Origin of the sequence: Xenorhabdus taiwanensis, from assembly GCF_036512875.1 — a bacterium.
Lineage (GTDB): Bacteria > Pseudomonadota > Gammaproteobacteria > Enterobacterales > Enterobacteriaceae > Xenorhabdus > Xenorhabdus taiwanensis.
This window is the reverse complement of record NZ_AP028978.1, coordinates 587,901-601,836: the sequence shown is the minus strand read 5'-3', so window position 1 is coordinate 601,836 and position 13,936 is coordinate 587,901. Positions and strand designations below refer to the sequence as shown.

16 protein-coding genes are annotated in these 13,936 nt (G+C 43.7%); 6 read left to right on the top strand and 10 right to left on the bottom strand.

Features of this window, described 5'->3' with window-relative positions:
• Positions 1-436: 436 nt before the first annotated feature.
• A complete protein-coding gene (locus ACE1SE_RS02565) occupies positions 437-772 on the bottom strand; it encodes a DUF3761 domain-containing protein (RefSeq protein ID WP_374052513.1) in 336 nt (111 codons plus the stop codon).
• Between the two features lie 126 nt (positions 773-898).
• Between ACE1SE_RS02565 and ACE1SE_RS02560 the strand changes: the two genes are divergently transcribed.
• On the top strand, positions 899-1,645 hold the full coding sequence (locus ACE1SE_RS02560; RefSeq protein WP_374052512.1) for an SDR family oxidoreductase: 747 nt from the start codon (positions 899-901) through the stop codon (positions 1,643-1,645).
• Positions 1,646-1,772: 127 nt separating this feature from the next.
• Here the strand turns inward: ACE1SE_RS02560 and ACE1SE_RS02555 are convergent, their stop codons facing one another.
• From ACE1SE_RS02555 to ACE1SE_RS02530, 6 genes are all read right to left on the bottom strand, one after another.
• Positions 1,773-2,123, bottom strand: coding sequence for a hypothetical protein (locus ACE1SE_RS02555; protein ID WP_374052511.1), 351 nt, complete (start codon positions 2,121-2,123; stop codon positions 1,773-1,775).
• Between the two features lie 628 nt (positions 2,124-2,751).
• Positions 2,752-3,330: a TerD family protein gene (locus ACE1SE_RS02550; protein WP_273584040.1), complete on the bottom strand. Its 579-nt coding sequence runs from the start codon at positions 3,328-3,330 to the stop codon at positions 2,752-2,754.
• 52 nt (positions 3,331-3,382) lie between these two features.
• A complete protein-coding gene (locus ACE1SE_RS02545) occupies positions 3,383-4,411 on the bottom strand; it encodes a TerC/Alx family metal homeostasis membrane protein (protein ID WP_374052510.1) in 1,029 nt (342 codons plus the stop codon).
• Positions 4,412-4,437: 26 nt separating this feature from the next.
• The gene (locus ACE1SE_RS02540) at positions 4,438-4,893 is read right to left on the bottom strand and encodes a tellurite resistance TerB family protein (RefSeq protein ID WP_374052509.1); all 456 of its coding nucleotides are present in this window, start codon (positions 4,891-4,893) and stop codon (positions 4,438-4,440) included.
• A 31-nt stretch (positions 4,894-4,924) separates the two neighbouring features.
• Positions 4,925-6,067: a TerD family protein gene (locus ACE1SE_RS02535; RefSeq protein WP_374052508.1), complete on the bottom strand. Its 1,143-nt coding sequence runs from the start codon at positions 6,065-6,067 to the stop codon at positions 4,925-4,927.
• Complete coding sequence (locus ACE1SE_RS02530; protein ID WP_374052507.1) at positions 6,067-6,654, bottom strand: TerD family protein; 588 nt, start codon at positions 6,652-6,654, stop codon at positions 6,067-6,069. Before ACE1SE_RS02530 ends, ACE1SE_RS02535 begins: the two co-directional genes overlap by 1 nt.
• Before the next feature lie 346 nt (positions 6,655-7,000).
• Between ACE1SE_RS02530 and ACE1SE_RS02525 the strand changes: the two genes are divergently transcribed.
• The 5 genes from ACE1SE_RS02525 to ACE1SE_RS02505 all read left to right on the top strand — a co-directional run bounded on the left by ACE1SE_RS02525 (position 7,001) and on the right by ACE1SE_RS02505 (position 11,551).
• Positions 7,001-8,164, top strand: a complete 1,164-nt coding sequence (locus ACE1SE_RS02525; protein WP_374053574.1) for a phosphoribosyltransferase domain-containing protein — start codon at positions 7,001-7,003, stop codon at positions 8,162-8,164.
• A complete protein-coding gene (locus ACE1SE_RS02520; RefSeq protein ID WP_374052506.1) occupies positions 8,157-8,930 on the top strand; it encodes a hypothetical protein in 774 nt (257 codons plus the stop codon). Before ACE1SE_RS02525 ends, ACE1SE_RS02520 begins: the two co-directional genes overlap by 8 nt.
• A complete protein-coding gene (locus tag ACE1SE_RS02515) occupies positions 8,923-10,002 on the top strand; it encodes a cysteine protease StiP family protein (protein WP_374052505.1) in 1,080 nt (359 codons plus the stop codon). The genes ACE1SE_RS02520 and ACE1SE_RS02515 overlap by 8 nt, the downstream gene beginning before the upstream one ends.
• Positions 10,002-10,922, top strand: coding sequence for an HpcH/HpaI aldolase/citrate lyase family protein (locus ACE1SE_RS02510; RefSeq protein WP_374053573.1), 921 nt, complete (start codon positions 10,002-10,004; stop codon positions 10,920-10,922). Before ACE1SE_RS02515 ends, ACE1SE_RS02510 begins: the two co-directional genes overlap by 1 nt.
• Positions 10,923-11,065: 143 nt before the next feature.
• Positions 11,066-11,551, top strand: a complete 486-nt coding sequence (locus tag ACE1SE_RS02505) for a tellurium resistance protein TerW (RefSeq protein WP_374052504.1) — start codon at positions 11,066-11,068, stop codon at positions 11,549-11,551.
• A gap of 73 nt (positions 11,552-11,624) precedes the next feature.
• On the opposite strand, the gene ACE1SE_RS02500 is transcribed toward ACE1SE_RS02505, so the two are convergent.
• From ACE1SE_RS02500 to ACE1SE_RS02490, 3 genes are all read right to left on the bottom strand, one after another.
• The gene (locus tag ACE1SE_RS02500) at positions 11,625-12,119 is read right to left on the bottom strand and encodes a TIGR00645 family protein (protein ID WP_099117792.1); all 495 of its coding nucleotides are present in this window, start codon (positions 12,117-12,119) and stop codon (positions 11,625-11,627) included.
• A gap of 160 nt (positions 12,120-12,279) precedes the next feature.
• Complete coding sequence (gene dhbA / locus ACE1SE_RS02495) at positions 12,280-13,053, bottom strand: 2,3-dihydro-2,3-dihydroxybenzoate dehydrogenase (protein ID WP_374052503.1); 774 nt, start codon at positions 13,051-13,053, stop codon at positions 12,280-12,282.
• Positions 13,050-13,928, bottom strand: a complete 879-nt coding sequence (locus ACE1SE_RS02490; RefSeq protein ID WP_374052502.1) for an isochorismatase family protein — start codon at positions 13,926-13,928, stop codon at positions 13,050-13,052. The genes dhbA and ACE1SE_RS02490 overlap by 4 nt, the downstream gene beginning before the upstream one ends.
• Positions 13,929-13,936: the final 8 nt, after the last annotated feature.

Genomic DNA, 13,936 nt, shown 5'->3' with positions numbered 1-13,936 from the left:
GGGTAAATTAGTGTAATAAATATTATGATTTTATCTGGTGGATTGTGTTATATATTATATTTTATAGTGTCATATTGATTGTTTATATATCTTAAATTAATAACTGATTTTTACTTAACTATATGTTATTAATCGCATATTACTTAGCTTAACCATCGTCTGGAGGAGTGAATTTTTGCTTTATTGTAGTTATTATAATTTATTTAATTTTTCATTCTTGGTTACCTATTTTTCTGGCTTGTTTTAAGTTTTTCATCTGAATTTCAGCATAAGAAAATGACATTAATATATCGTAAAAATAATATTTTTTGCTGAAGAAAATATATCAATTAACATCATGATGGTGAGATTATTTTCTGGTTGAGGAGTGAATTGTTTTAAAAGAATTAGGGAGCCGAAGCCCCCTAATTGTGTATGATGAAAAATCAACAAAACTCTATAGCCATTTAGCAACACCACCGTGGCGAGAGCAGGCTCCTTTACGGGATTTGCTCTTGCTATAGCTACCATCTTTACAATGAGCTGTATTAGCGCCTTTTTTAGCTAAGCTATTTCTGTTTTTCTTCTTTGATATTTTTTGTCTTTTTGCTTTTTTGGTAACTTTCTTCTCTAATGAATTAGCTTTGTTTTTTGCTGATTTAACATTTTGTTCTACTGCCGTTGCCGTTTTTGAGGCGACTTCGGCTGAGGTTGATACTGCTGGTGCTGCAAGCGCTGCGCTTGAAAACAACACCAGTAATGCTGCAACTGATAACTTCAAGCTTTTCATCATATAGTTCCTCTGATTAGAGTACTGAAACTCGAAATCTACTCTTGCAGTTTGGAGTATAGTTTTGAATGTTATGATTGCAAATTTGACGATAGAGAATAAAAAATAACGCTAGTATGGGGTGGTATTGTGAAAAAAGTAACGATCATTACTGGTGGTTCCCGTGGTATTGGCAAGGCCACGGCGCTTTGTTTGGCGAAACAAGGGCATCATATCTGCATTGGCTATCGTAACCATGAAGACAGTGCTTATGAAGTGTTAGATATGATCCGTGCCCTTGGGCAGTCAGCAATTGCAGTTCAGGTGGATATTGCGGATGAAAAACAAGTGATAACATTGTTCCAAAGGGTCGAAAAAGAGTTGGGGTATATTTCTGGATTAGTGAACAATGCTGGGATCTTAAAGCCTCAAGCTCCCATTGAGCAGTTAACGGTAGAGCGACTAAATGAAATTTTTGCTACTAATGTTACTGGAGCCTTTCTCTGTGCGCGTGAAGCGGTTAAGAGAATGGCTTTACGTCACGGTGGGCAAGGTGGAGTCATTGTCAATGTTTCATCTGCCGCCGCTAGACTGGGTTCTCCCCATGAATACGTTGATTATGCAGCATCGAAAGGTGCCATTGATACGCTGACAATTGGGTTGGCGCAAGAGGTGGCTGCACAGGGAATCAGAGTAAATGCTGTGCGCCCTGGATTCATTTATACCGAAATGCATACCGATGGTGGGGAGCCTGAGCGAGTTGAAAGAGTCAAAGATTTCTTACCTATGAAACGGGGTGGACAGCCGGAAGAAGTTGCTCAGGCCATTGCATGGCTGTTATCTGATGAAGCATCGTATGTTACAGGCAATTTCATTGACTTAGCTGGTGGGAAATAGGTTATAGAGTTTGAAATGCCGTTTGAATAAGCGGACATTGAATACCAGATAATCTTAAAAGCCGGAATTCTTCTTAATATTTTTCCGGCTAATTGATGGAAGGCTATTTTTGTAGTAACAATTGATTTTAAGCCAATATTTCCATCAATTTCGGTTTTAGAATAATCTTGTCAGGTTGTATTTCAATGTTAATAGGTTGTTCTACTAAATTGCTGATCGTTAGCCAATCCCCAGCAATATAAAGCTCACCATTTTCACGAATATTGTCTATTCCTCGGTATGGATTATTTTCCACTTCATTTATTAAACTGGCTAAATCTGCGTTGGGATCAACAAGAGAAATAATAACGCCATTGGAAAACTGTGAGATATGAAATAATTCATTTGCGGTAAACCCAGCATCGCTGAGTGCACTGCCGTTCAGTATTAATTCAGGGAAGCCAATGTCAGAATAGCGAAATGAAACATGAAGGTTCATTTGTACGTTCCTTGTGTTATGGATATACTGCGATACTCTATCAGCACTTCGCCCGCACTGCACCGCGAATTCATACGTGTTTTTCATCTAAATAGTATTCATTGTTAATAATCGATATCTACCCTAGCGGTTAGTTGGCTAATATGCCATCGGTAATGTTGTTCTTTGCGAAGCAACTCGCAAAAAATAACTGGATATTTATCCATTTTGGATGGTATCTCTGAAGTTAGTACAAAAAATTATTCGGTAAATAATTATGTGATTTTCTGTGTTATCAAAGGAATGAATAAAGGATTTTAGTCTGTGGATTATTTGACAGGTTATATTTTTTATTCTGTAACTATTTATAAATATTGGCATTATATGTTGTGGAAATGCTAAAGAGTTTTAAATGAAAATATTAAAATGAACCGCATTCCAAAAATTTTCCGAATTAAAATGGCAGAAATATCCGTATGATAGCCCCAGATTTCCAGTGACCAATTTCTGGCTCAGGTTCTGAGTAATGAATTATAAACAAATAGGTAAGACAACAAAAAGCCCTACCGATATTATCAGGCAGGGCTTTTAATTTCAGTGCACTGCATTCAAGCTTTACACTGAAATGCTTAATGGGATAACCCCCAAATTAAGCAGCATTAATGCCATACTGGGCACAAACAGAAGCCAGACCACCAGCATAGCCCTGGCCTACTGCGCGGAATTTCCATTCTGCATTGTGGCGATACAGTTCACCGAACAACATAGCGGTTTCGGTAGATGCATCTTCAGTCAGGTCATAACGAGCGACTTCAACTTGTGTGTCATCGTTAACCAAACGGATGAAGGCACCGGAAACTTGACCGAAGCTCTGGCGACGAGCTTGTGCGTCATGGATAGTGACTACAAACACTACTTTTTCTACATCAGCAGGAACTTGATCCAGTTTGATTTTTAGTGATTCGTCATCACCATCCCCTTCACCGGTACGGTTGTCGCCAGTGTGCATGATGGAGCCGTCAGACGATTTCAGATTGTTGTAGAAAATGAAATCTGCATCACCACGTACTTTGCCGTTTGCTGCCAGCAGGAAAGCGGAGGCATCAAGGTCAAAGTCTTGTCCGTCAGTAGCACGAGCATCCCAACCGAGACCGATCAGAACGTTTTTCATGCTTGGCGCTTCTTTGCTCAGAGAAACGTTACCGCCTTTAGAAAGAGATACACCCATTGTTATTTCCTCACTATTATTACGTCGTATTAGTTATCTAGATTTTTCGGATTTAGCTTGCATTTTCTTTTTGTGGGAACAGCAGGCTGGCAAGAATACCGGCAGCCAGTACGCCAATTACCACAAGTAAGCTGGTTGTGGCTGAAATCGAATAGCCGTGGTGGAATATGTGCTCAGAAGCATTTAATCCCAGTTTTATGGCAATAAAGAACAGTAAAACGATTACTGCCTTTTCCAAATGCACCAGATACTTTTTCAAAGCTTCAAGCACAAAGTAGAGCGTGCGCAGACCCAAAATAGCAAACATCATGGCGCTGTACACAATTAATGGCTCCCGGCTGACTGCAATTACCGCAGGTACAGAGTCAAAGGCAAACATCACGTCAGACAGTTCAACCACAGCCAGACACAGCATGAGTGGCGTAGCATAAAGTGCAGCTTTGCCCACCCGCCCCACTTTCACATTGGTGTTTTCTGGTTTAGCCAACTCCTTATCCACTTCCTTTTGATTCAGTACAAAAGCATGGCTGCTCAATCTCGGCCAAATTGGGAAGAAACGCTTTACCAGACGGTAGGCAAGGTGCTGTGAATAGTCTTCGATTTTATCGTCATCATCACCGCTTTTCAGCATCATGACCGCTGTCCAGCCAACGATAACCGCAAATACGATCTCAACCCACGGCCCAAGCGCCAGCAGGCTTGTTCCAATGGCAACGAAAATACCACGGAAGACAATCGCGCCGATAATCCCCCAATACAAGACTCGGTGGCGATAGCGGTCTGGTACGGCAAACCAAGAGAATATCGCCATGATGACAAACAGGTTATCGACGGAAAGGACCTTTTCCAGTGCATAGCCCGTGACAAACAGACTCGCTGCTTCCGCGCCATGATGGACATACAGGAAGCCCGCGAAAACAAAAGCAATTGCGACCCAGAAAATAGACCAAAGGGCGGCACTGCGCAGCGAAATCGGCTTATCATGACGATGCATAAAGAGGTCGATAAAGAGCGCACCAACCGACAGAATTATAAATACAGCAACGGTTTCCATCGGAAAACCAATGTGCGTGGATACCATGAAGTAAGCCTCTTAAATATCTGCGATTACAGTTCGAAATCAGCCGGTGCAAAGCCAAGGGCTAAGCAAATTTCACGAGCAGCCTGTTTTTCGTCGTTATCAAAGTCACCATCACTCTTGGCGACTGCAATTCCGACGCGCAAAGCAAGCTGCGCCGCTTCCGGTTGCTGTTTCAGAGCCATAATAAATTTCATGGCTTCACCTTTACCAATGTCAGCATCAAACTCATAGCTGCTGACCAGTTTGTTAAAGAATTCGATAATCTCAGAGGCATCGAACACTTTCAGCTCAGGGGAGTTTTTGATGAACCCGATCATTTTCTGCTTTTCTTCTGAACTGACGCCGTTACTCGCCATGGCAACGTGTGCACATACTGCTACCGTACCTTCCATGAACTTTCTGTTCTTGAAGCGACTAACTTGGGTGGTGAGTTCTTCGCGGCCTGCGTTGAACGCTGATTTGATTTTGTTTAAAAAGGACATCAGTCCCTCCGCTTATTGATAGAATAGAGAGTTATTTTTTGCCGGATGTCCAGCTAAAGCCCCAGCCGAACGCCCTGTCCATCTCTTGATGTCCGCTGAAATATTGATTGATGCGTTCTACTTTGATGGCACCGTTTTCATTGACAAGGCGGGCAATGGCACACATACCTTTGCGGTTGTTACCTTCTGTCATACGCGTTTCAATAGGGGGCTGGTCAGGGACATAAATTGTGACTATACCGTCGGTTTTGTCCCAGCTAGGCACGCCTTCGTAAATAAAGGCATAGATCAAAACTTCACGGATGTTTTTCCATTCAAACCCATTGACGTGGAGCCATTCACCGTCACGTACTTGACCGGTACGATCATCGCCCTGTAATTCTACATACGGTTCATGACGGTAATCGCCAAAGCGATTTCCTAGTGCTTGTACAGCGTCTTTCTCTCCATCTTGTAGTCGGACGAATGCGCCGAGATCCAAATCCACGTTTTTGCTTGTACCGAACATGCCTTGTAACAGGCCTCTTGAGGAGGAAGAGGAATTTTGACTCCAGTTCAGATTGATGCGAATTTCACCGTAGCTGTCGCGTTTGCTAAGGCTGATAGTCGGTTTTTCTTTGGTCAGAGAAACTTTACTCAAATTCACAGTATTTGGCGCAGGTGTGGAGGTTGGCGCATCATCAATGATATCTACGCCAAAATGCTCAGCCAGTGGTTTGAGTCCACCATTAAAGCCTTGGGCAATAAAACGGAATTTCCATTCACCGTTGCGGCGATACAGCTCGCCAAGGATCAAGGCAGCCTCTGGACGGCCTTGTACTTCAACATCCCCCTGCAAAATCACACTGCTGTTCAGTTCAACCCGAATGGAAAGGTTGCGCAGATTGGAAATCGTTTGGTTACCGTCGCAAGTTGCGGCGAACGCAACTTTCTGGACATCCTGGCTCAATGCAGGCAAGTTAACGTTAAATGAAGTATTGATGTTACCGCCAGTCAGGCGAAGGGTGTTGTCATCATTGACCTGCTGGCCGTAGAACACCATATCTGGATCACCCTTAACTTTGCCGTCTGAATACAGCCGGAAAGCAGAAACGTCAACGGCTGAACCCGAGAGAACCCGCACAGTAAGCGTTTGATTGGGAACGGGGGCATTGCCCCCCGGTGTCAGATTCATTAGCTCACCACCGTCTCAACAATCTGCGGATACATCGCGTCAATAGTACGTCCAAGACAAGGAACGCCATGTGCCGTGAAATCCCACTGCCCACCGTTGCGGCGCAAGGAAGAGATGATAATGCCAGTGTGGGCGCCTTGCTCATTCAATTGATAGCGAGCAAGTTCTTTGCCGCTTTGGTCAACGACACGGCAGAAAGCATTGTCAACGTCATTGAAGGTTTGCCCACGGAAACTGTTAACAGTAAATGCAAGGTATTCGACATTAGTGGGAAGTTTGATTAGATCGACGCGGATAACCTCATCATCCCCATCACCTTCACCAGTCAGGTTATCGCCTGTGTGTTGTATAGAACCACATTTTGATTTCAGTTGGCCAAACCATACTGTATCGATGGCATTGCCAGATTCATCAAGCAGAATGCAGCTTGCATCCAGATCAATTTCATCATTGCCACCGCTGAATAAACTCGCCAGAAAGCCTTTCTTCTTGGTCACAGGATCCCATCCCAGACCAAAATCCACTTTAGCCAGTGATGCGCTCTGTTTGGCGAGCGAAACTGACTGATTTTTGCTTAACGAAACCATTAATGACACCTCTATTCTGTTTGTCGGTGAATCACGGTAATTTCACGTATTTAAAAATCATAATATGACAAATAGATAACTTAAATCTGTCATATTATGACTCCCGTAAACAGGTATATCCTGATGTTAACTGTATGATAGAAAACAGTCTGGTTTCGTTTGGTATGATTTCTTTTCCATGCGGAAAAGTCAAACAAATTTTGATCTAATGAATCATAATATGATTGACATGTACTTATTTGAAACTCTAGACTGCGCCCTATATTTCACCGAATTAAAAACAAATGCTGAAAGTTACCGTATTAGCTTAGGCTGAGATTTTTTTTGAAAAGGCATCTCCATGACAATGTTGAGTGACATCGATGTTGATAAAAAACAAGCTGATAAAAAACGGATTTACCAAAAAAAACTAAACAGCGGGACATTGACGGTAACGGCATCGCATAGCACACCATCTCTGGAAACCCTGTTTGATATTGCTGAACGTCGTAATCCCAAAAGAGCATTCCTGTTTGTCAGTAAAGTCTTGGGGCGGCATATTCCGGTCAAGCCATCTATCATGCGTTCGGTTTATCAGCAATTATCTGCACGGTTTCCTGCTAATCTTCCCGGCCCGGTTCTGTATATTGGCATGGCAGAAACGGCTGTCGGGTTAGCGGCAGGGGTATTTCAGGAAACAAAACACAAAGCCGACAAGCCCGTATTTCTGACTTCGACACGCCATCCGGTTGATGGAGATTTATTGTGTGAGTTTAAGGAAAATCACAGCCATGCTACGGATCATCTGATTTATTGGCCAGCAGAAAACCATCTGCGCCAACGGGTGACAAATGCCCGGACTCTGGTTCTGATTGATGATGAAGCAACCACGGGTAACACGTTCCTTAATTTGCTGAATGCACTGCGTCATGCAGGGCTTGAGCATATTGAACATATTGTCACCGTGACATTGACGGATTGGAGTGGCAAATCGGTTGTGAAACGCAGCCCATTGCCGGTTTCTGAGGTTTCCCTGATCGAAGGGAGTTGGCAGTGGGAAGCCGATATATCTGCCCCTGTGCCGGTGATGCCTCAGGTCAATGTTACGGCTCGGGGAAAAATTAACATCATAGGCCAACAGAGCTGGGGACGGTTGGGATTGGATGAAATCCAGTGTGATATTGGTGCCACAATCAATGCCAAAGCAGGCGAAAATCTATTGGTATTGGGTTCCAGTGAATTTGTCTGGCAGCCATTTTTGCTGGCTGAACGGCTTGAGCAGGAAGGGGCATCAGTGGTATTTGGTTCGACAACCCGCTCTCCAATCTCTTGCGGTCATGCCATCCAATCTGTCATGGCTTTTACAGATAATTACGGGCTTGGCATCCCGAATTTTCTCTACAATGTTGCACACCAGAAATTTGATCGGGTATTACTCTGTCTTGAAACGCCCAAAATATCTGTTGATCCCGCGTTAATGGCACAGCTTGCCCGTGTTTCTCCAGTTGTCGAGATCGTTGGGTATGATTAAGCCGGTATTTTTAACTGATCTTGATGACACGTTATTTCAGTCTCGTCGCAAGCTAAAAGAAATATCTTTTCGTGTGGGCGCCTTGGATCAAAAATGTTTTCCCCACAGCTATTTGACTGAAAAACAGTCCATGCTGGTTGATTGGTTGTTGGCTCATGCAGAGGTTATTCCAGTCACTGCCAGAAATACAGAGCAGCTAAGCCGCGTACAGATCCCTTTCCGTTCTTGGCGTATTATTTCGCACGGTGCGGTGATCCTCACACCAGAAGGTGCTGTTGATGAGCTTTGGCAATCGTGCATATTGTCAGAATTGTTGTCATATCGGGATAAATTGTGTGAGTTGGAACGTCTGAGTCAGCGTCTGATGGCATCTTATGGTATAGATGCCTGGGTACGCATTGACTATGAGTACGGTGATGTACCTGTTTTCCTGATCATCAAGCACCGCAATCACGATAGGTTGAATGAGCTTAATATACTGGCTGAAACTTTGGCTCAAGAAAGTCATTTCCATCAAAACTTTTATTTTCATCAAAACAATAACAATCTTACCGTATTGCCAAGGTGTGTTGACAAGGGATTGGCAACTCAGCACCTTTTGCAAAGGCTGCGTACTGAGAGAGGCGTTTTCCCTGTTATCGGTTTGGGCGATAGTCTGAGCGATCACCGGTTTATGCAATTGTGTGATTGGTTTGGTATGCCTCAGCAAAGCCAGTTTGCTGACACATTAATGACTGCCTTATTTGGAGCTGTAAATAATGAATAGCTTTCCCCCTTTCTCTGGGAGTTATGCTTCTGATGATGTTCAATTCCTGCTAAAGCCTGTTCAAATTGAGATGACGCCGGTGGATATTAAGGAGCAGTTGATCCAGTCTGGTGCTCGCCATTATTCGGATATGTTAAGTCAGGAGCCAGAACCCACATCTTATCACCTTGAACTGTTTGATAAAGCCCTTGGACAAGGGGCAGTTCGGTTGGCGACGGAAGTTGTGATGCTCGCCAAAGCTCTGGTATCCCGCTTTGGTGATACGCCGATTGTATTGGTCAGCTTGGTCAGGGCTGGCGTTCCTTTGGGGGTGATGTTGCATCAAACGCTCAGAGAAATGGGCAAGCGCTCTTATCATTATGGCATCAGCATTATTCGGGATCGTGGTATTGATAATACAGCGCTATCGTATATTGAACAGCAACATGGAACGGATGGCGTGGTATTTGTTGATGGCTGGACAGGCAAAGGAGCCATTACCACAGAATTGTCGCGATCTTTAGCGGGGAGGGAGGGTTATTCAGGTATCCCACGTCTGGTGGTATTGGCTGATCCTTGTGGCTGTTCGTGGTTGGCAGCCAGCGATGATGATTGGTTGATTCCTTTCGGTATTATGGGAGCGCCGGTATCGGGATTGATATCACGTTCTATCTGGCATGAAGAAGGATTGCACGGTTGTGTGCAGTGTGATCACCTGCACCAGTTTGAGTGCAGCCGTTTATTGGTGGATACTGTTGCTGATTGTCGTAATCGATTGGATTGGGCTGCTATCTCAGAAACGGTTTGGTTGCCACAGGAAAAAAACGCTTTGCAGCAATTAAGCAAAACGGTGATTTCCAGTCTTGCTGAACAATACCAGATTGACAGTATTAACCGTATTAAACCTGGCATTGCAGAAGCAACTCGTGCAGTATTACGACGTGTGCCAGAACATGTACTTGTGCGTTCTCAGGATGATCCTGATGTTGGCCTGTTGGTTCATTTGGCACGTCAGAAAAATGTTGTTATTACGGAAGTCGGTGATCTGATCGGTCAATATCGTGCCGTAACTATCATTAAGAAGGTAGCGTGATGAAACCCATCCCTTCTCCGCATCGACTCGGCGCAACTCTGTATATGCCAGCCACTCGCCAAGATATTGCAGAAATTGTGTTACAAAATAAGATACCTGATCTGCGCTCGCTGGTTATTTGTCTGGAAGATGCCGTCAGTGAGCAGGATATTCCCATTGCGATCGAGAATCTCCGAGAGGTAATGCAAGCATTAGCAGCAGATATCCCTGCTTCCAATATCGACCGCCATCGTCCCCTGATTTTTATCCGCCCGCGTGATGAAAAGATGGCGAACTATCTGATTACCAATGTGAATCTCAGTATCATTGATGGACTGGTTTTGCCGAAATTTACTCATGCTTCATTGTCCGGCTGGTGGGATGTTATTAATTCAACCCATCTGTACATTATGCCAACACTGGAGAGTGAAGAGGTGTTTGATGTTCGGAAAATGAACCAGCTTGCGGACACACTCAAAAAACACCCTTGCCAGGATCGCATTATTGCTTTGCGTATTGGCGGTAATGATCTGATGAATATTATGTCTCTGCGGCGTTCCCGTCATTTCACCCTGTATGATGGGCCGATGGGATACGTTATTAAGATGTTGGTTGCCGTTTTTGTTGCACGGGGATTTGCCCTGACTGCACCGGTTTGTGAGCATATTGATGATTTGAGATTACTTGAGAAAGAGCTGGAATTGGATATTGCTCACGGTTTGGTGGGAAAAACGGCCATACACCCAAGGCAGATTACATGTATCCAACGGGCACTGATGGTGAGTGCCCATGATCATGCCGAGGCGCTGACCATTCTTAATTCCAGTAAAGCTGTTTTCAAATCGCAGGGAACGATGTGTGAACCTGCCACCCATCAACGCTGGGCAGTGAATATTCTTGAACGGGCAGAGCATTATGGTATAGAACCGGAAGCAGCATAAGATCTTAAACGGACGAAAATATTGCTAAGGCTTTTCATACGTTTTGATATTGATTTACCTGTGATAATAGCTATGCTGAAAGTTATTTTTGTCGTTACAGTAGAGAACTTAGGGGTTTGTTATCCCTGACTTGGTAATAAAAAATGCTGCTTAGTCCCAAACAATTTAGAAATTTCAAATTAACCTTATTACTTTCACAGGGTAAACCGGTTAGTAAGGTTAGGATCATTAAGGATCTGAATTGTTCGGAGCCAACATTAACACGTGCATTACGGGAATTGAGAGATCTTTACTGTGCAGATATCCAGTTTAGCAAAATGGGAAATACTTATCAGTTAGTTGATAAGGGGATGCTGACTAAGAAAGATGTGAGAAGGATTGAAGAGCTGCTTGCTCAACATCTCAGTTTAAAATCTGAAGAAGCCACCAGCCATGTCTTTCTTGATAAAGAGAAAAAAAAGCCGGTTTCTCTTTCTCTAAGAATGTCTGTTATCAGAAAAATTGATAGTCTGGCTAACCACCTGGAGACAACCCGAAGTGATGTCGTTGAAATGGTGGTGGATAGGTTTATTGAAAAATTGCTAAAAGAAGGCGTGAAAGGAAATTCAGCAAAACGACGGCTCCCATAATGCCAGCCGGTTGGGTTCAACTGGCATCAGGGCGATGATTGTTGGTTTGCTTGTTCGCTTACTGTTTGATCGCTTAATGATTGTGGCGCGTAAGTTTATCCAGATATCCCATCACAAATGCGGACAAAACAAAGGTGAGATGGATGATGACATACCACATTAGTTTATTGTCCGGCACATTCTTGGCATCCATAAAGACACGCAGTAAGTGAATGGAGGAAATGGCAACAATTGAGGCTGCAACTTTATTTTTGAGTGAGGTTGCATCCATTTTCCCCAACCAGCTTAATTTCTCTTTGCTTTCGTGAATATCCAGGCTTGAAACAAAGTTTTCATAGCCAGAAAACATCACCATTACCAGCAATCCTCCAACCAGAGCCATATCAATCAGGGAAAGCAGCGTCAGGATTAGGTCGGATTCTGTAATGTAAAGAAGATTCGGCAGGATATGCATGATTTCCAGAAAGAACTTAACCGCAAGGGCAAATAATGCCAATGATAAACCGAAATAAACCGGTGCAAGTAGCCAGCGGGAGGCATACATTGTGTTTTCGAGAAAGCGTTCCATTGTGTTTTTTATGTGTTACAAAAGGGGCGATAGTATAGATCAAGAGTGTGAAAGCTATGAAATACATATCACAGCTAAGTGTTCAATGATGAACTATACATAGGCAGGCACTGCATGATGCAGGCTTGTTATCATAGTGAGCCTGCATCGGTTCTGTTACTTACCAACCCAAGGTTGCTCCACCATCAACAACAATATCCTGCAAGGTAATGTGACTGGCAAGATCTGAGGCCAGAAAAAGAACGGTATTTGCAATGTCTTCCGGCAGGGCAATTTTTTTCAAAGGAATGCCTAACTTAAATTGGTCAGGAAAACCATTAATGATATTTTGCCTGATTGCCGCGCTTTGCCACGTATCATTTTGCCACATATTGCGTAACATCGGCGTATCCGTTGAACCAGGAGAAACCAGATTACACCGCACACCGTAGGGAGCCAATTCAAGCCCAACACTTTGGCACAGGCTACGCATTGCAGCTTTAGACGCGCCATAAGCTGACATTTCAACTCGCGGAACATGCGCAGCGTTAGAGCAAACAGAAACGATGTTTCCACTGCGTTGTCGTTGAAATTGTGGAATGACGGCTTGAAAGAGGTTAAAAGCGCCACCCGCATTGACGTTGAAACATTGTTGCCAATCTTCCCAACTCAGGTTTTCTGTTCGTCCTGTTCGCAGGATGCCAGCACCATTGATCAATACATCCAGATGAGGCTCTGCCGCGAGTAATTCACGGCAAAGCTGACTTACAGCCATATGGTCACTGATATCTAACTTATAAGCAGTAAAAGGAAGATCAAAATCGGGAAATGCCAGATCGAATCCGATGACTTTCGCTCCGGCCTGACTAAATCGGCTGGCAATGTGATAACCAATGCCACTTCCGGCTCCTGTCACCCAAACCTGTTTATTGCTGAAATCGAAAGTTATGTTCATAGTTTGGATCCTGAGCTAGCAGTCAGCAAATTGAGCCAGTCTGCCAAGGTTGGGGTTTTCATGAGTGAGATAAAATCAACATTATGGTTTTCATAGCGCCAGCGTGCTGCCAGTGACATTATTTTTACCGAATCGAGACCGTAATCCAGCATGTTTTCATGATCATCAATGTCACCACAGTCATCATCCAATAAAGGTAAAATTTCAGTTCGGAGACGTTCGCGAGTCCATACAGGTTGCGGAGATATTTCATTGAGTAGTGTTTCTGTCGTTAGTACACGACCACAGCGGCCAGCAATATAATGTAATGCCATGATGTGCTCGTCGTGGCTGAAATCTGCCAATGCATCAGCGACAAAAAAAGGCTGGATATCACGCATAAAGGCATCTGTAGCCGTTATCATGCAACCGATATGCGCATAGATACCGCAGATAATTAATTGATCACGCCCCATGCCTTTCAATTGTTGTTCCAAATCTGAACGCTGAAAGGCACTGTAACGCCATTTTATTAAGACCGTGTCATCGCTTTCAGGTGTCAGTGCGTTAGTGATGCTTTGTTGCTCAGGATACAGATTGAGACCCGCGCCCCACATATCATTTAGCAAACCACGGTCTGCATCATCCTGATATTTAGGCTGGGCGGTGTAAAAAACGGGTATTCCCTGCTTCTTACACATTGTTTTTAAATGCGAAATATTATCGATAACCTGCTTTACCAGCAAACTATCAGTCTGCCAGAAATTGAGGAAATAATTTTGCATATCATGGATGAGTAGCGCGGCACGCTTGTTATCAAGCGGCCAGTTCACTTTATTAGTTGGCAATTCTTGAGAAATGGGAAGAAGGTAGTCACTCAGTGTTGGAATACTCATTTTGTCCC